The sequence below is a fragment of the Capnocytophaga cynodegmi DSM 19736 genome (genome assembly GCF_000379185.1).
Taxonomy (GTDB): domain Bacteria; phylum Bacteroidota; class Bacteroidia; order Flavobacteriales; family Flavobacteriaceae; genus Capnocytophaga; species Capnocytophaga cynodegmi.
Genome location: NZ_KB900716.1, coordinates 1 through 17,987, shown reverse-complemented (window position 1 = coordinate 17,987; position 17,987 = coordinate 1). Strand labels below are relative to the sequence as shown.

The window sequence follows — 17,987 nt, the reverse complement described above, 5'->3', positions numbered from 1 at the left end:
AAGAATAAGCCCAAAAGCAAGATATGTCTCAATTTTATCATAGCTAAAAACTTTTATTAATTCCTCTCTAATTACTACACAGAAAATATCGTGCCAAATTTTAGAATTGTTGTCCAAAAATGAAATGTGTTTGCCAACCACCTTTCGTATTTGAATTTAATGGCTTATCAAATCCGTAACCAAAATCAATACCCAACATACCAAATTGAGGCATAAACAATCGCAATCCTAATCCTGCTGACCTTTTGATTTGGAATGGATTAAAGTTTGAAAAGCCTGTGTAAGTTCCTCCTCCTTCAGCAAAAGCTAATCCGTAGATTGAAGCCATTGGTTTTAGAGTAATTGGATAACGCAATTCTAATGAAAATTTATTGAAAACGTTTTCTCCATCGGGTGATGAAAGAGAATAATTCGTGTATCCACGCATTTGAATATTATCTCGTCCGTCCATTGAATAATATCCCAAACCATCACCTCCCATAAAAAATCTTTCAAAAGGCACAACACCTCTATCCTTATTATAAGCACCTAAATAACCAAAATCAGCTCCAAATTTTAATACCAACTTATCATAAATATTTGTATACCAAGTTCCATTAAGCTTTATTTTATAAAACTCCAACCAATGAAAACGTTTTTGGTCAATTTCAGCCATTTTTGCTGCATCTCTGTTTGCTTCTGCTTGAGAACTTTCGGCAGATAGTGCTTTGTAATCCACATTATTAAACAATGAATAAGGAGGTGTCACTTTCGCACTAATTGAAAAGTTACTACCAGACATTGGGAAAATAGGATTTGGTCCACTTGAATTTCTTGATAAAGCAATCGTATAGGCTAAGGAATTTGATTCTCCTTCATTAAAAGTGAATAGCCCTAATGAGTAGTTTCTCAAGTCATAATGCTGATAACTCAACGCGTGTGAAATCTGAAAATAATCATCTGGCACTCTAAGGCGTTTTGCAAGACCTACACTAGCCCCTGTGATGAAAACCCTCTTACTTCTGTCTACATCATAGGTGTAATAATTGTATCCAAATTGTTCTGTACGATTGAACGAAATTGAAAATTGTACAGGTTGCTTCCCTCCAAACCAAGGTTCCATAAATGAAAACCCGTACGTTCTGTAATATCTGCTTGCTTGAACGTTGAGAGATAAATTCTGTCCGTCACCCATCGGAATTGGCATTGTAGCATAGGCTTTCTTGTTGAAAATATTTCTTATTGAAAAGTTATTGAAAACTAATGCCAATGTACCAATGAAAGAACCTCCTCCATAACCACCTTGTAATTGTATCTGGCTAGAACCTGTTTCTGTAAGATTATACTCAACATCAGCTGTTCCTGCAATATCATCAAGATTTTTCAAATCAGGAATAATATTTTGAGGATCAAACAATTGCAATTGACCTAACTCACGGATAGTACGTACTAAAGCGTCTTTGTTATACAAATATCCTGGACGAGTACGTAACTCACGGAAAATCACGTGGTCGTTCGTACGCTGATTACCTACAACCGTAACATTATTAAAGTATGCTGGTTTTCCTTCAGAAATTCGAACCTCAAAACTAATTGTGTCATTTACCACAGAAGTTTCCACAGGAATAACTTTTGCAAATAAATATCCATTGTTTTGATACAAGTTATAAACATCTTCTGAATCTGGTTTTGTTGGGTCTTGCAGGCGTTTTTTTAGATGAACTCCATTGTATACGTCTCCCTTTTTAATTCCTAATATTTGATGTAAAATACGATCATTATATACCGAATTTCCTAAAAAACGAATATCTCCAAAATAATATCTACGTCCTTCCTCTAAAGCAATATTCAAATTTACATTACCCTCAGAATCATAGGTTAAAGTATCACTTACAACCCGGGCATCACGATAGCCATTCTCTTTGTAAAAATCAACTAACGAAATCAAATCCTCTTCGTAATCCTTCGCTACATACTTAGAACGCTTCCAAAAACGACCAAAAGTACGTTGCTTTGTGTTTTTGAGCTTTTTACGGAGCTTAGTATCGGAAAATTTTTCATTGCCTTCAAAAGTAATTTTATCCACCTTTACTTTATTTCCTCTATCAATATGAACCAACATATTTACTCCGTTAGCATCTGTAGTATCTACCTTAGTATCAACAGTTACCTTAGTATTCAAATACCCATCTTTTCGATATTTGTTAATGATATAGTTTTTAGTATCTGCAATAAAACTTTCGTTTACCTTAGTTCCTTTTTTTAAGTTAGCATTTTTTATAATTTCTTCAGCTTTTTTCTCTCGAATTCCTGTTACTTTTGCTTCAATAAGCGATGGGATTTCTTTGATGGCAAGTTCCAAAAAGGCTTTGTCTCCTTCAATTTTTTGGATATAGATATTTACATCACTGAACAACTTGTAACCCCATAATTTATGAATTATAGCACTAAATTTTTCGCCAGGAATAATGATTTCATCACCTACTCTCAAACCTGAAGTTGTAAGAATAGTTTGTGCATTGTAACGTTTTGAACCTGTTACCTCAATTCCTCCAATAATGTATTTCTTTCCGTTCTCTATTGATAATCTCTCTTCCTCTTGAGCATTTACAAATCCTACTATTGCAGATAATGCTATAAATAAATACTTCTTCAATGACATACGTTTATCTAAGTTGTTCACTTGTTTTTCCAAATCTTCTCTCTCTTTTTTGGTAGTTTAATATTGCTTCGTTCAGGTGATTTTTATTGAAATCAGGCCATAACACATCTGTAAAATACAATTCTGAATATGCAATCTGCCATAATAAAAAATTACTAATGCGATACTCTCCGCTGGTTCTGATAAGCAAATCAACATCCGGCAAATCGGAGGTGTAAAGGTACGAATTAATTACAGACTCGTTTATATTTTCTGTTGAAATAAGTCCATTTTTTACAGCTTCAGCTATGTTTTTTACAGCTGTAGACAATTCCTCCCGAGCTCCATAACCTAAAGCCAGGGTGAGCGTTACCCCTGTATTATCTTTTAATTTATCAATAGTTTCTAATAAGGTTTCTTTCGCTTTTTTAGGAAAATGGTCTAACCTCCCAATGGTTTTTAATCGAATGTTATTTTCATTTAATGATTTCGATTCTTTTTTTAAAAATTTAATCAAAAGTTCCATCAAAGCATTTACTTCAATGGCAGGACGATTCCAATTTTCTGTAGAAAAAGCATATAAAGTAAGATATGATATGTGATTTTCTACACAATATTCTACCGTTTCCCTTACTGCTTTCATTGCACTTTCGTGACCAAAAATTCGCATCATTCCCTGCTTCTTTGCCCAACGACCATTGCCGTCCATAATGATAGCAAGATGCTTAGGATAATTTATTATCTCTTCCATATTCTTTTAATCCTAATCGCAATAACAAGGTTTTCTTCCAAATGTATACGTTAATGTAACTCCTGAAAATGTATAAAAATCCTTAGTTGCAACATTTCCAAATGACACACCATACTTAGGAGAACTTCCGTCCAAATTATTTGTAAAAGTAAAACGTGTACCTACTTCAACTGCCACTACAAAATAGATTCCTACCTTTGCTTTTACACCAAGTATAACAGGTAACGCCCAAGTACTATATATTTTCGATGTTTTTTTTGCATCTTGCGGACTTAACAGCAAACTTTCAAAGTATAAATCATCGTGTTCAATATAGGAAATACCTGTAAAAACATAAGGTGTTATAGGTTTATCAAGAGGCTTGTGCATATTAAATTTGAAGAAGTTATACTCTGCTCCCAAACTTGCTTCAACAATTTTATTAGAAAAAGAAAAACCTCTATTTACCTTTCCCACAACATCGGATTGTTTGTCCTTTCCTGTCAAATTAGTTGTGCTTACTTGCAAACGCATAGCCATTTTATCGTGAAAATTCCACTTATATAAAGCTCCAAAAGCCAACTTGTTAGGAGACACATAATGTGTTCTTCCCACATCACTAATAGGATTGCTACCACCCAAAAAAACACCTATTTCGTGCGTTTGGGCTGTTACTGTTTGTATTCCCAAAAGAATTGCTATGTAATATAAATACCTACGCATACAATAACGACAAAGTGCAAATATAAAAGTTTTATGGAAAAATCATATTTATTTTTTCAACAATATTTTTTATTTAACTATTTTGTTTCAATTCATATAGATAAGTTCAAAGGAACATAAATATTCAAAAAAATTGATTTTCAAGTAAATAAACCAAAAATTATGAATTTCAGAATTCTATTATTTGTTAACAAATAAACTCCTAAAAGTTAATCTTTTTATTAATTTTGAAAACAAAAAATAAAAGGATAGAGAATGAACTCTATCCTTGAATTTATTTTAGTAAAAAATCTTCTATTTTAGTACATCTTTTACTTTATCAGCCGCTTCTTGAAATAAAATTGCTGAATGTACCGCTAAACCTGAATTATCAATAATTTCCTTAGCTATCTCAGCATTAGTCCCTTGTAAACGCACAATGATAGGAACCTTAATTTCGCCTCCCATATTTTTGTAAGCATCTACAATTCCCTGAGCTACACGGTCACAACGTACAATTCCTCCAAAAATATTAACCAAAATAGCCTTTACATTTGGGTCTTTTAAGATAATTCGAAAAGCAGTTTCCACTCGTTTGGCATCAGCAGTTCCTCCCACATCTAAAAAGTTTGCTGGTGAACCTCCTGCTTGTTTAATCAAATCCATTGTAGCCATCGCAAGTCCCGCACCATTTACCATACAACCAACATTTCCGTCAAGGGCAACATAATTCAAACCGACAGCTTTAGCTTCCACCTCAATCGGATTTTCCTCACGCAAATCACGCAATTCAGCATACTCTTTATGGCGATAAAGTGAGTTATCATCAAGGGTAACTTTAGCATCTACTGCTAAAATCTTATTATCAGAGGTTTTTAAAACTGGATTTATTTCAAAAAGGCTTGAATCAGAAGAAACATACGCCTTATACAACGCTGTTACAAATTTCACCATTTCTTTGTGAGCATCGCCCGAAAGCCCTAGATTAAAAGCTATCTGACGAGCTTGGAAAGGCAACAATCCCACTGCTGGGTCAATTTCCTCAGTAAATATCAAATGGGGAGTTTCTTCAGCAACTGCTTCAATATCCATTCCGCCTTCAGTTGAGTACATAATCATATTTTTCCCTTTGGAACGATCTAGCAAAACGGACATATAAAACTCCTCAGGCTTACTTTCTCCTGGGTAGTAAACATCTTCAGCAATAAGCACTTGGTGTACTTTCTTGCCTTCTGGTGGTGTTTGCGGAGTAATCAAATTCATCCCGATGATTTGACTAGCTAATGGCTCAACATCTTGCAACCCTTTAGCTAATTTAACTCCACCACCTTTCCCGCGTCCACCTGCGTGAATTTGAGCTTTAACCACATACCACTCCGTTCCCGTCTCAGCTGTTAGTTGTTTTGCTGCTTCCACCGCTTCTTTTGGAGTTTGGGCTACAATTCCACGTTGCACACGTACGCCAAAACTTGAAAGTATTTCTTTTCCTTGATATTCGTGTAAATTCATTTGTAATTAATTTATAATCCTGATTGACAAATATAAAAAAACTATTTTTATTTTTTTCAACTTATTCAAAATAAAAATGGAATAATTTTACAAGAAACTGATTATCAAAATAAAACACAAAAGAAGATCATTTGATTTTGCCTCTAAATCACCTAAAAACGCAATATTTAATTAATTATTCATCAAAAAAATTACTAAAAAATAAAATTATTTTACCTACGCAAAAAGATTGCGTACATGTATATTTATTTTGCACCATCAAACTTAATGAGAATAACGAATTTTTCTTTTCAAAATTAAAATAATAAAAAAATGATTATACAAATTCAATCACAAAATCCGAAATTGTTAGACATTCTAAACAAAAATCCACAAACTGATTTTGGAATTTATGCCAAATCATTACGTAATGGACAAATAATAGGAAATGTCTTAAATTCAAATCGTTATGATGTTATTTTCCAAGATACACGATATAGCTATTTGCCAGAAGAAAGCAATCAAATTGATTTTCAGAGTTACTGTTCGCCTCTTGTGATTTTACATATTTGTAACGAACTCTTTAAAGATTTGTTACAAGAGAGAGAAATTTATTACAAACAAACTATCAAATGGCTGAATCAGAACAAACAAGAAGTTGATACAGAGGAATGTACTATTAAAGTTAAAAATATGTATATCAATTCTTCTTGGTACAAACACGGAATTTTTTTGATGGAAAAATACTTCAAAAACGTGAAAGTTACTCCTATGACAGGGAATAATGTTTCTCTTTTCATACAAGGCAAAAATGCTTTTGAAGCTTTTAATTTATTGAATTTCATTGCTGTAATTGTCCATATTACCAACGAATACGGAGAATTCACATACATTGATGATTCTTTTGCACAAAAATATGTTCGTATTTTAACAAATATTGATAACGTTCCTTATTTCGTTTTTTATTTGTTTATTAAGAAAGCGGTAAAGAGTGAACGTCAGTTTGCCGAAATAAAACCTGTTTTTGAAAATTACTTTCGCAAACAAAATATCGAAATTGAATTTCAGTTCGCAGACACACACGGAAGCCGTATGGATTTTGCTGTAAATCAGTTTGGATTTGATTTTCCTATTTTAGACGTTGGTTGTGGAGAGCTAAAGTATTACCGCCGATTTATGCGAAAAAGTTACGACTACAATCACCCTTATTTTGCAATGGACACAGACCCTGAAGTGCAAAAAATTGCTGAAAATTTTAAAGAAAAATACAATGCAGACAATTTATTTTTCATCAACAATCTATCTGATTTTAAATATGATAAACCTGTAAATATTTTACTAACAGAAGTTATTGAGCACAACACACCTCAAGAAGCTGAATGTTTGGTAAAACAATGTTTGTCATTTAATTTCAACAAGTTGATTATAACCACTCCAAATAGTGAATTTAACGTTCATTATTTTGAAAATGAGGAAAATATGCGACATACTGACCATCATTTTGAATGGAATAAATCTGAATTTGAGAATTTTATAAAAAAATGCTTGGAAAACAAAAACTGCCAATATACTTTTTACGATATTGGTGATAAAATAAACGGAATTTGTCCAACTCAAGCAGTTGTAATTGAGAATGATAACAAAAAAAATTAAGTGAAAATGGAAGATAAAAATATAATTAAAAAGAGAATCAATTGGTTCTGTAAAAACAAAATAAATGCTTTTTCTCCCACCATTTCTCCAGCTCCTAAATCCTTGGAAAGAAATGAAATAGAAAGTTTATATGAAGGGATTCTATGGTTTTTAAAAGCAGGAGTTTCAGAGATTGTAATCCAGAAAAAATATATGGGTTCGTATTGCGACATTTATCTACATAAAAATCTGGAAGAAAGCTACTTAGTAAGCCGAAATGGATTTCAAATCAATCATTTGGATAAAGAAAAATGGCTCAATGCCTTAAAGGAACTTCACGGTCGATTTTCGTGGAAAAGTGTAGAAATTCGTATCATTCAATCGGAATTAATGCCTTGGTCTGTTTTAGGTAAAGGATTGATTAACAATGAATTTTCAGGATATTACATTTCTCACCGAATTCATTGCGATTATTTGGAAGAATCGGATTTATATGAAAAATTGAATAAAATAAAACAAACTCCTGAATTTATTTCGTTTACTGAAGACGCTAAAACATTGTCCCAAAAGGAGTTAAAAGAAAAGTATCCAATGCACGTCATTCGCCAATATGAAACGGTAAAAAAATTCAAATTTTTACATCTGGAGAACTACCGAAAAAACATTCAACTATTTAAAAACCAATTAGATGTATTTGGAAAAGACAGCGAAATATATTTCAAACCTTTTAATATCTTAAAAGAAATTCATTCCGATGGTTCAGAAACTTTTGTAAATGATAATTTAAGTTTCAAACAAATAAATGATGATGATTTTTTACATTATACTTTTGAAAACCAGGAAGATTTTGAGCAAAAATTTCCAGAAATTCAGCATTGGGTAAACGAAATAAACCAAAACAATGAAGAAGGTGTAATGATAAAACCCCGAACAGCTTTTCTACCTGGAATGCCTCCAGCCTTTAAAGTTCGTAATAACAATTACTTAACACTTGTGTATGGAGTTGATTTTCAAGATAGATTACAAGAATATATTGCAAAAAGAAATATAAAATCAAAATTAAAATGTTCCATCAATGATTGGGCTATCAATCAAAAAATGATTAAAACACCTTACCAAGAAATTGATGAAGAAAATTATTATTTTAAAAATTTGATTCTCGATAGAATTTTAGGAGAAGAAATTGAAAAACAATTAGATAGCAGACTATGACACGACAAAATATTAACAAACATACATTCCCAAAATTACTCATATTAGTGGGAGCTCCAGGTTCAGGGAAATCTACTTTTGCCAAATACTTTTTGCGTACCGAAGAGAATTGGGTGCGTGTAAATCGTGATGATTTTCGAATGATGCAATTTGGAGACACAAAAATGAATTCTTTCTACGAAGAACGTATTTCAAAAATGGTAGAGGCCTCCACAATTGCACTTTTGAAAAGTAAAACCAATGTAATAATTGACGCTACGAATTGTGGATTGCGAACCATTGAAGATATGATAGAAACATACACAGAATACGCTGATATTCAATTTAAAGTATTTGACTTACCAACTGAAGAACTTGTGTCACGTTGCGATAAACGCAATGCAGAAATTGGAAAATTTATTCCGAAAAGAGCCATTGAAAAATATGTTAATCAATTGCGTTTTACAAAAGAAAAATTTGACTTTCAACCAATTCCGAGAAGACTAAAAGAAACTGAAAACAAGTATGTTACACAAAATGAAAATCTGCCAAAAGCTGTAATTTGTGACTTGGATGGCACTCTATCAATTCTGAATGGTCGTGACCCTTACAATGCTTCCACTTGTGAGAATGATTTGGTGAACGAACCTGTTGCGAAGATACTAGAAATGGCTAAAAATAAAGGCTATACAATAATTTTACTTTCAGGAAGAGAAAATATTTATCGTGAACCTACAATTCGTTTTCTACAGAAATATAATATTGATTATGATTTACTTATAATGCGAAATGCTAATGATTTTCGCAAGGATAGCATTATAAAACGAGAAATTTTTGAAAATGAAATTCAAGGAAAATATTTTGTAGAATTTCTTTTAGATGACAGAAATCAGGTAGTAGATATGTGGCGAAAAGAGCTTGGACTTCCCTGTTTTCAAGTAAATTACGGAGATTTTTAACTCACATATGTACTAAATACGCTCTGAATATTGAACAGTAATACAGCTCAAAACTTTTAGAAAATAAAGTATCTTCTTTCAAAAGAAAATTGTAACTTTGCGACTTTGAAAATTATTTAGATTTACTTAAAATTCACTATGAAAATTTCATACAATTGGATTAAAAAATTTATAAAAATTGACTTGCCTTCAGAACAAGTTGGTGTTCTGCTAACCGACTTAGGGCTTGAGGTTGAAGGAATTGAAACTTTTGAAAGTATCAAAGGAGGATTGAAGGGAGTTGTTGTAGGACACGTACTGGAATGCGAACAACACCCGAATGCTGACCGATTGAAAATCACCAAAGTTGATGTTGGGCAAGGAACTATTTTACAGATAGTTTGTGGTGCTCCCAATGTTGCAAAAGGGCAAAAAGTACCTGTTGCTACTATAGGAACTAAACTATTTGACAAAGAAGGTAATTCTTTCGAAATCAAAAAAGGAAAAATTCGAGGAGAGGAGAGTTTTGGAATGATTTGTGCCGAAGATGAACTTGGATTGGGTGAAGGACACGAGGGAATTCTCATTTTAGATGAAAAATATGAACCTGGAACACCTTGTAGTGAAATCTTTGAGGTTGAAAGTGATGAGATTTTTGAAATAGGATTAACTCCAAACCGAGCAGATGCAATGAGCCATTATGGTGTAGCTCGTGATTTACGTGCTGGTTTAATGCAACACGGAACTCACTTGGAACTAATCACTCCTTCTGTAACTAAATTCCACGTGGATAACAGATTATCCAAAATTGACATCGAAGTTAAAAACAAAGATTTGGTACCTCGATATGCTGGAGTTGCTATTAGTAATGTGAAAGTTGCTGAATCTCCAAAATGGTTACAGAATAAGCTCAAAGCTATTGGATTAACTCCAAAAAATAACATTGTCGATATTACAAATTACGTACTTCACGGACTCGGTCAACCTCTTCACGCCTTTGATGTAAATCACATTGTAGGTAAAAAGATTATTGTCAAAACAGCGGAAGCTGGAACAAAGCTTACAACGTTGGACGGAGTAGAACGCACTCTTGACGCAGAGGATATCGTAATTTGTGATACTGAAAAACCTTTGTGCATAGCGGGAGTTCTTGGAGGAATAAATTCAGGAGTAACCACCAGTACAAGAACTATTTTCTTGGAAAGTGCTTACTTTAATCCTGTATCTGTACGAAAAACAGCTAAACGACACGGAATCAATACGGACGCTTCTTTCCGTTTTGAAAGAGGAATTAATGTCAATGACGTAAAATATGCGTTGATGTATGCAGCAATCTTGATAGAAAATATTGCTGGAGGAGTAATTTCTTCTGATATTGTTGATTTATATCCTAAAAAACACGAAGATTTTCAAGTTTTCTTAGCCTTTGATAAAGTTAACAAACTTGTAGGACAAGTTATTCCTACTGAAACTATTAAAAACATCCTGCATTCGTTGGATATTAAAGTAAACTCAATTACTGAGAGAGGTTTAGGGCTTCTAGTCCCTACATATCGTGTTGATGTTCAGAGAGAAGCTGATGTTATTGAAGAAATCTTGCGTGTTTATGGTTACAACAACATCAGTTTTTCAGAAAAAACCAACGCTTCAATGTCACATTCATCAAAATATGATGACCACAATTTGCAAAATACGATTGCAAATCAACTTATTGGACAGGGATTCTTCGAGATTATGACGAATAGTCTTGTTTCTGAGAAAGTTATCACAGATTACGAGCAAGATGCAACACAAGCAGTAAAAATTCTCAATCCATTGAGTAATGACTTGAGTTTTATGCGTAAAAATTTGTTGTTCTCGGCATTGGAAGTGATTGAATACAACATTAATCGCAAAAACTCAGATTTAAAACTTTTTGAATTTGGTAAAAGTTATCATCTTGAAAATGGAAAATACAATGAAGATAAACATCTAATTGTGTGTTCAACTGGCAATCAGAATAATGAAAACTGGAATATTTCTTCACAAAAAACAGATTTCTTTTTCCTAAAAGGAACTATTGAAGCCATCTTTGAGCGTTTAGGACTAAAAAACATCTCAATAAAGCCACTAAATGAAGATAATTCTTTTATACAAGAAGGATTCCGATGGTTCTTGGGAGAAACTCTTTTAGGAACGATTGGAGTGATTAAGAATAAAATTCTGAAAGATTTTGGCATCAAACAAGAAGTTCTTTTTGCAAATATTTGTTGGAACGTGATTCTGGAAAATGTTAAAAATCATAAAATTATATATCAGGAAATCTCTAAATTTCCGAAGGTAAGACGTGATTTGGCATTATTACTTGACGAAAATATTTCATTTAATGATATTTATAAAATTGCTTGCGAAACAGAAAAATCTATTCTGAAGGATATTAGCTTATTTGATGTGTATCAAGGGGACAAACTACCGGAAGGCAAAAAAAGCTATGCTGTGAGTTTTACTCTTCAAGATATTAATAAAACCCTGACAGACAAGCAAATTGATAAATCTATGCAGAATTTGCTTCGAAAATTTGAAGAAAAATTAGGGGCAAGTTTAAGAGATTAGAAACATTCTAAAAATAAAAAAGGACGGAAATTCATAAATTTCCGTCCTTTTTCGTTTGTTTCTCTCCAATAATTATTTCAATAAATTCAAATAATCACCATAGCCTTCTTTTTTCATTTCATCTTTTGGAATAAAACGTAAAGAAGCACTATTGATACAGTAACGCAATCCGCCTTTATCAGAAGGTCCGTCAGTAAAAACGTGCCCCAAATGAGCATCACCTGTTTTGCTTCGTACCTCTATTCGAGTCATTCCGTGCGATTTATCTATTTTTTCGGCAATGAGTTTTTTATCAATCGGTTTTGAAAAACTTGGCCAACCACACCCAGCATCGAATTTATCTGTTGAAATGAAAAGTGGCTCACCTGTAGTAATATCCACATAAATTCCTTCACGAAATTCATTCCAATATTCATTGTGAAAAGGACGTTCAGTAGCATTTTTCTGAGTTACATTATACTGAATCTCAGTAAGTTTTTCTTTCAAAACTTCGTCATTCGGTTTTTCGTATTGCATTGGGTTTGATTTTTCCATTGGATTAGCTTCTTTTGCCATTTGGAATAATTTAGGATTGATGTGACAATATCCTCCAGGATTTTTATCCAAATAATTCTGATGGTATTCCTCCGCATCATAAAAGTTTTTCAATGGTAGATTTTCCACCACAATTGGCTGATTGTACTTGGAAGCCAACTCATTAAGAGATTTGGTAATCATCTCTCTATCTGAATCATCAATAGTATAAATTCCTGTGCGATAGCGTGTTCCAATATCATTACCTTGTTTATTTAAACTTGTAGGGTCAATAGTTTCATAAAACAAATCCAAAAGCAGCTGTAAATCAACTTGTTTAGGGTCATAAACAACTTTTACGGTTTCAGTGAACCCTGTTTTATCTGTGTAAACTTCTTCATAACTTGGTTTTTGCGTATTTCCATTTGCATATCCTACCTGAGTGGCAACCACACCACGAATTTGCTTAAAGAAGTGCTCTGTTCCCCAGAAACAGCCTCCTGCAAAATAAATTTCTTTCATATTCTTTTTATCATTCATTGTTTCTATTTTCATACTTTGTTGTACTTTCATCGAATCTTTTGAAGTTTTACATTGACTTGTAAGTAAAATCATTAAAGGCATTACCGCCATAAAAGTAGTTATATTTCTCATATAGATATTCATTTATTTAATTATTTTTATTTGTTTCTTTAACTAGCATCAAGCTAAATCCCAATAAAACAACGTCTTTCAGTATAAAAAAATCTGTAACGGGCATCCACTCTACTTTTCGCCACATATTTGGAGTTGTGAACAAATAACTAATTGTCACTAAAAATGTTACTATCATTCCATAAGCGGCGTATCTACCCAATTTTGGAAAAAATGGACTGAGTAAAAGTAGTAAAGCCAACATAATTTCAATGGCACCAACAATATTTGAAACTGTTTGTACACTCATCAAATTGTATACCCAAAATGTTAGAAAATGATTTTCAATCAAAGGCTTTACTGCATTGGCTTCAGCCGTTGTAAATTTAAAAATTCCTATCCAAAGCAATAATAAGACAGTTCCGAAAAGAGATACATAATAACCTGCTTTATAGATTTTTTCATCTGACAACAGACAATTTGAAGTTTGTTTTTCCATCTGATTAAATTATTAAAAAGTTACAATTATAAGAACGTATGATTAATCGTACATTGCTATAGTCGTAAACTTTTCACAAACCTGACAAAAAAAGAACTATTTTTTTAAATTTTCTTTCATTTTATCTTTAAATAACTGTATTTCAGAATTATGAAAAGAAGTTTTTTTTGAATTAATTTCCGTATTTTGAAGTGATTTATCTAAAAATGTTACTTTTTTGTGATACGTTTTACATAAGCGACAAACTCTCAAATGTGACGAAAGTCGTATTTTCTCAAGAAAAGAAAGTCGTCCCGCCATTTTCTTCTCAATGAGTAATGAAATTTCACTACAAGGCAATATTAAATAATGTATGATGTTACTAAACATTTCCAAACCAATTTATTTCTAAACATTTTCTGAGCTGCAAACGACTTCGTTGCAATATTTTCCAAAGATTAGTCGTTGAAATTTCTATTTCCTGACAAACCGCTTCCGCTTTCTTCTCCTCCAGATAATAAAGTTTTACAAGAATTTTCCAACGTGGCGGTAATTTTTCGATACAATTATTCAAAGATTGTGAAAAATATTCATTTTCCGAAGTATTTTCAGGAATTTCCTGCCAAAAGTTTAAAACGCTTTGGTCTGTCCACATTCCATCTTCATCAAAAAATTCAGAAAGACTTGTATTTACAGGATTTTTATACTTGTTCCGGTAAAAATCTGCTATTTTATTACGAAGAATACTATGCAACCAAGTAAGCGGACTGCTTTTCCCCTGAAAAGAATCAAAAGTAGTATATGCTACAAGAAAAACCTCTTGCACAATATCTGCAGCATCTTCTTTATCCGAAACCAAATATAAAGCCCTATTGAGTAATGCTTCTGAATACGTTTCAATCCACTCGGTTATTTGTTCTTCCTTTAGCTTCACCTATTTTAGTTTATTTTCTCAATAATTAAAAAATTTATCCTTTAGAGAATAATTTTATAAATTCAATGCAAAAGTAACTTTTTAAAAAGAATTCTCCAATATTTTCGATTTTGATAATTATAAGTGATTTTACATTTATCTGAAAATCAAAACTATCACAAAAAACTATGAATTTATTTTGTTTGTATAAGAAAAATCTATTTTAATATAAAAAATAACACTCAAATAAAATACTTTTCATTCATAATATAACACTATCTTTGCATCATAAAAACAAATAGAGAATAAAATGAACAACAACAAACTGACAACATCAACAGGAGCTCCCGTAGCGAACAATCAAGACACAATGACTGCGGGTAAAAGAGGACCAGCTCTTTTGCAAGACATCTGGTTTTTAGAAAAATTGGCTCATTTTGACCGTCAAGTAATTCCTGAGCGTGTAATGCACGCCAAAGGTTCAGGAGCTTACGGAACTTTTAGAGTAACTCACGACATTACCAAGTACACAAAAGCATCTATTTTTGCTGAAATCGGGAAAGAAACACCAATGTTCGTACGTTTTTCTACCGTTGCTGGAGAGCGTGGAGCAGCTGATGCTGAGCGTGATATCCGTGGTTTTGCAATGAAATTCTACACTGACCAAGGAAACTGGGATTTGGTAGGGAATAACACACCTGTATTCTTCTTCCGTGACCCTTTGAAATTCCCTGACCTGAATCACGCCGTAAAACGTGACCCACGTACCAATATGCGTTCTGCTGACAATAACTGGGATTTCTGGACACTTCTTCCTGAGGCTCTTCACCAAGTAACTATCGTGATGAGTGACCGTGGTATTCCAAAATCATACAGAACAATGCACGGATTTGGTAGCCACACGTTTTCTTTCATCAATAAAGAAGGTGTGCGTCATTGGGTGAAATTCCACTTGATTTCACAACAAGGCATCGAAAACCTAACCGATGAAGAAGCTGCTAAATTAGTGGGAATGGACAGAGAGTCGCATCAAAAAGATTTGTACGAAGCCATCGAAAACGGAAACTTCCCGAAATGGAAAATGTTCGTACAAATTATGACCGAAGAACAAGCTCGTAATTTGGACTATAATCCGTTCGATTTGACCAAAGTTTGGTACAAAAAAGATTTCCCTTTAATCCCTGTTGGAGAGTTTGAACTTAACAGAAACCCTGAAAATTACTTTGCTGAAGTAGAGCAATCTGCTTTCAGCCCTGCTAATGTGGTTCCTGGAATTGGTTTCTCTCCTGATAGAATGTTACAAGGTCGCTTGTTCTCTTATGGAGACTCACATCGCTATCGTTTGGGAGTAAATCATAATCAAATTCCAGTAAATGCTCCTAAATGTCCTGTACACGGATATCACAGAGATGGAGCTATGCGAGTAGACGGAAATTATGGTTCTACAAAACATTACGAGCCGAATAGCTTTGGTGTGTGGCAAGAGCAAAAAGAGTTCCAAGAACCTGCATTGAGAATTGATGGAGATGCGTACAATTATGATTTCCGTGAAGATGATGATGATTACTTCACACAACCACGCAAATTATTCCAATTGATGAATGATGAGCAGAAAAAAGCCTTGTTTGAAAATACGGCAAGAGCGATTGGTGCAGCTCAAAAATTTATTCAAATAAGACACATCCGCAATTGCTATCACGCTGACCCAGCTTACGCAAAAGGAGTAGCTGATGCACTTGGTCTTACAATGGAAGAAGTATTGAAATACGAACACCCAGCACTAAACTTAGGTCCCGTGGCTCATAAAAAAATGGAATGCCCTTTCGGACATAAATAATAACTCCAAATAAAAAAGGAATCGAAAATTTCGATTCCTTTTTTGTTTAATATGTAATGGTATATTACACATCACGCTCTAAATCTTTATCTCCTCTACCTGAAAGATTTACAATCACTAACTGATTTGTATCTTTCATTAATTTCATTGCCAACGCCACAGCGTGAGAAGACTCAATAGCCGGTGTAATCCCTTCCAAACGAGATAAAAGTTTGTAGGCTTCAATGGCTTCTTTATCAGTGACAGAATGATATTCTACTCTTTTTGTGTCTTTCAAGTAAGCGTGTTGCGGACTAATACCAGGATAATCCAATCCTGCAGCAATTGATTTTGAAGCAATTGGAATTCCATTATCATCAACTAAACAATAGGAATACGACCCTTGAAAAACAATTGGCTTTCCATAGTTGAGTGTTGCTGCTGTGTTATGTGGAGTATCTTCTCCTCCACCTTCTGCTCCGTAAATCTTAACTTCCTTATCTTCTAAAAAGGCTGAAAATAAGCCTATTGCATTAGATCCTCCTCCCAAACAAGCAACAATACTATCTGGTAAACGACCTTCTTTTTGAAGAATTTGTTGTTTAGCCTCATTTCCAATCACACTCTGAAAATATCCTACCATTTTAGGATAAGGGTGAGGTCCTACGTGTGAGCCAAGTAAATAATAACTTTTTGGATTTTCAATGTAATATTTCAGAGCTTCATCAACAGCATCTTTCAGCGTCTGATTTCCTGATGTACAAGCTATTACCTCTGCTCCTAAATTCTGCATACGACGTACATTTAGAGCTTGACGTTTTATATCTACTGCTCCCATAAAAATCTTACATTTCAGCCCCAAAAAAGCACATACTGTAGCTGTTGCCACTCCGTGTTGCCCCGCTCCTGTTTCTGCAATAATCTCTTTAACTCCCATTTTTTGAGCTACCAGAATTTGCCCAATCGCATTGTTGATTTTGTGCGAACCTGTATGATTTAAATCTTCACGTTTGAGATAAATTTTAGCTCCAACATATTTACTTAAGTTCTTAGCCAAATAAAGAGAAGATGGTCTGCCTACAAAATCTTTTAATATTTCAACAAATTCTTCTTGGAAATCAACCGATTTAGTGATTTTATCAAAAAAATCACTGAGTTCTTTCAATTTACTTTCCAATGATGGTGGTACATAAGTCCCTCCATATTCTCCATAATGACCTTGATAATTCAGCATTTCAGCTAATGGCGACACCTTAATAATTCCCTGATTTTCAAAATGATTATTCCCCATATCTTAAATTTAATATTTTTTTCTTAAATAATAAATGTAAAAAAAGCCATCAGGAAGTATCCTCATGACTTTTATATTTTGTTAAATTTTATATAGACACAAAAAATCAATCACACTTCCTCCTCATAAGATTGTGACTGCTCCACCAAGCATTATTTACATCAATAAAACTCACTATATTCTTGTATTTGTATCAGAACGCAAAGGTATAATTTTTTTCATATTACTCAAACTTTTTGGTAAACCTGTCTAAACTTTTTTGAAGGAAAAGTAAAAGTTCCAAGAATTTTTAGCATTTTTGTTTTGCATAACAAAATGAAAATCAAGGAACTTTGAGCAAAGATATAATAAAAAAATGGATTATTTCCCATTTGAGTATCGGAAAAAGAGGATTTAAAACAAAATTTGATTTATCATTAATTTTTCTTCTGATAGTCAAACGATTAAAAA

Annotated in this window: 13 protein-coding genes; 5 read left to right on the top strand and 8 right to left on the bottom strand. The window is 33.1% G+C overall.

Features of this window, described 5'->3' with window-relative positions; genetic code table 11:
- Nucleotides 1–100 precede the first annotated feature (100 nt).
- The 4 genes from bamA to sucC all read right to left on the bottom strand — a co-directional run bounded on the left by bamA (nt 101) and on the right by sucC (nt 5,561).
- Entirely contained in the window at nt 101–2,641 is a 2,541-nt protein-coding gene (gene bamA / locus YW9_RS0106410; protein WP_018279366.1) for an outer membrane protein assembly factor BamA, read from the bottom strand.
- Between the two features lie 4 nt (nt 2,642–2,645).
- The gene (locus tag YW9_RS0106405; RefSeq protein ID WP_018279365.1) at nt 2,646–3,371 is read right to left on the bottom strand and encodes an isoprenyl transferase; all 726 of its coding nucleotides are present in this window, start codon (nt 3,369–3,371) and stop codon (nt 2,646–2,648) included.
- 12 nt (nt 3,372–3,383) lie between these two features.
- On the bottom strand, nt 3,384–4,073 hold the full coding sequence (gene porG / locus YW9_RS0106400) for a type IX secretion system protein PorG (protein WP_018279364.1): 690 nt from the start codon (nt 4,071–4,073) through the stop codon (nt 3,384–3,386).
- Between the two features lie 294 nt (nt 4,074–4,367).
- Nucleotides 4,368–5,561 (bottom strand): ADP-forming succinate--CoA ligase subunit beta, encoded by a 1,194-nt coding sequence (sucC, locus tag YW9_RS0106395; protein WP_018279363.1) that lies wholly within the window; start codon nt 5,559–5,561, stop codon nt 4,368–4,370.
- A gap of 312 nt (nt 5,562–5,873) precedes the next feature.
- Between sucC and YW9_RS0106390 the strand changes: the two genes are divergently transcribed.
- From YW9_RS0106390 to pheT, 4 genes are all read left to right on the top strand, one after another.
- A complete protein-coding gene (locus tag YW9_RS0106390) occupies nt 5,874–7,193 on the top strand; it encodes a hypothetical protein (RefSeq protein WP_018279362.1) in 1,320 nt (439 codons plus the stop codon).
- A 6-nt stretch (nt 7,194–7,199) separates the two neighbouring features.
- A complete protein-coding gene (locus tag YW9_RS0106385) occupies nt 7,200–8,384 on the top strand; it encodes a hypothetical protein (RefSeq protein ID WP_018279361.1) in 1,185 nt (394 codons plus the stop codon).
- Complete coding sequence (locus YW9_RS0106380) at nt 8,381–9,322, top strand: phosphatase domain-containing protein (RefSeq protein WP_018279360.1); 942 nt, start codon at nt 8,381–8,383, stop codon at nt 9,320–9,322. Before YW9_RS0106385 ends, YW9_RS0106380 begins: the two co-directional genes overlap by 4 nt.
- A gap of 138 nt (nt 9,323–9,460) precedes the next feature.
- The gene (gene pheT / locus YW9_RS0106375; protein WP_018279359.1) at nt 9,461–11,893 is read left to right on the top strand and encodes a phenylalanine--tRNA ligase subunit beta; all 2,433 of its coding nucleotides are present in this window, start codon (nt 9,461–9,463) and stop codon (nt 11,891–11,893) included.
- Nucleotides 11,894–11,965: 72 nt separating this feature from the next.
- Here pheT and msrB read toward each other — a convergent pair whose 3' ends face one another.
- The 3 genes from msrB to YW9_RS0106355 form a co-directional block, all read right to left on the bottom strand.
- Nucleotides 11,966–13,060 (bottom strand): peptide-methionine (R)-S-oxide reductase MsrB, encoded by a 1,095-nt coding sequence (gene msrB / locus YW9_RS0106370; RefSeq protein WP_026193866.1) that lies wholly within the window; start codon nt 13,058–13,060, stop codon nt 11,966–11,968.
- Nucleotides 13,061–13,076: 16 nt separating this feature from the next.
- The gene (locus tag YW9_RS0106365) at nt 13,077–13,538 is read right to left on the bottom strand and encodes a DUF417 family protein (RefSeq protein WP_018279357.1); all 462 of its coding nucleotides are present in this window, start codon (nt 13,536–13,538) and stop codon (nt 13,077–13,079) included.
- Nucleotides 13,539–13,899: 361 nt separating this feature from the next.
- Nucleotides 13,900–14,451 (bottom strand): sigma-70 family RNA polymerase sigma factor, encoded by a 552-nt coding sequence (locus tag YW9_RS0106355; RefSeq protein WP_018279355.1) that lies wholly within the window; start codon nt 14,449–14,451, stop codon nt 13,900–13,902.
- A gap of 289 nt (nt 14,452–14,740) precedes the next feature.
- Here YW9_RS0106355 and YW9_RS0106350 point away from each other — a divergent pair, with 289 nt between their 5' ends.
- Nucleotides 14,741–16,267, top strand: a complete 1,527-nt coding sequence (locus tag YW9_RS0106350; protein WP_018279354.1) for a catalase — start codon at nt 14,741–14,743, stop codon at nt 16,265–16,267.
- Nucleotides 16,268–16,331: 64 nt separating this feature from the next.
- Here the strand turns inward: YW9_RS0106350 and trpB are convergent, their stop codons facing one another.
- Entirely contained in the window at nt 16,332–17,537 is a 1,206-nt protein-coding gene (trpB, locus tag YW9_RS0106345; protein ID WP_018279353.1) for a tryptophan synthase subunit beta, read from the bottom strand.
- Nucleotides 17,538–17,987 lie beyond the last annotated feature (450 nt).

Bases quoted from the DNA above. Each gene is read 5' to 3' on its own strand.
- bamA (WP_018279366.1), bottom strand. From the start codon at position 2,641: ATGTCATTGAAGAAGTATTTATTTATAGCATTATCTGCAATAGTAGGA.
- YW9_RS0106405 (WP_018279365.1), bottom strand. From the start codon at position 3,371: ATGGAAGAGATAATAAATTATCCTAAGCATCTTGCTATCATTATGGAC.
- porG (WP_018279364.1), bottom strand. From the start codon at position 4,073: ATGCGTAGGTATTTATATTACATAGCAATTCTTTTGGGAATACAAACA.
- sucC (WP_018279363.1), bottom strand. From the start codon at position 5,561: ATGAATTTACACGAATATCAAGGAAAAGAAATACTTTCAAGTTTTGGC.
- YW9_RS0106390 (WP_018279362.1), top strand. From the start codon at position 5,874: ATGATTATACAAATTCAATCACAAAATCCGAAATTGTTAGACATTCTA.
- YW9_RS0106385 (WP_018279361.1), top strand. From the start codon at position 7,200: ATGGAAGATAAAAATATAATTAAAAAGAGAATCAATTGGTTCTGTAAA.
- YW9_RS0106380 (WP_018279360.1), top strand. From the start codon at position 8,381: ATGACACGACAAAATATTAACAAACATACATTCCCAAAATTACTCATA.
- pheT (WP_018279359.1), top strand. From the start codon at position 9,461: ATGAAAATTTCATACAATTGGATTAAAAAATTTATAAAAATTGACTTG.
- msrB (WP_026193866.1), bottom strand. From the start codon at position 13,060: ATGAGAAATATAACTACTTTTATGGCGGTAATGCCTTTAATGATTTTA.
- YW9_RS0106365 (WP_018279357.1), bottom strand. From the start codon at position 13,538: ATGGAAAAACAAACTTCAAATTGTCTGTTGTCAGATGAAAAAATCTAT.
- YW9_RS0106350 (WP_018279354.1), top strand. From the start codon at position 14,741: ATGAACAACAACAAACTGACAACATCAACAGGAGCTCCCGTAGCGAAC.
- trpB (WP_018279353.1), bottom strand. From the start codon at position 17,537: ATGGGGAATAATCATTTTGAAAATCAGGGAATTATTAAGGTGTCGCCA.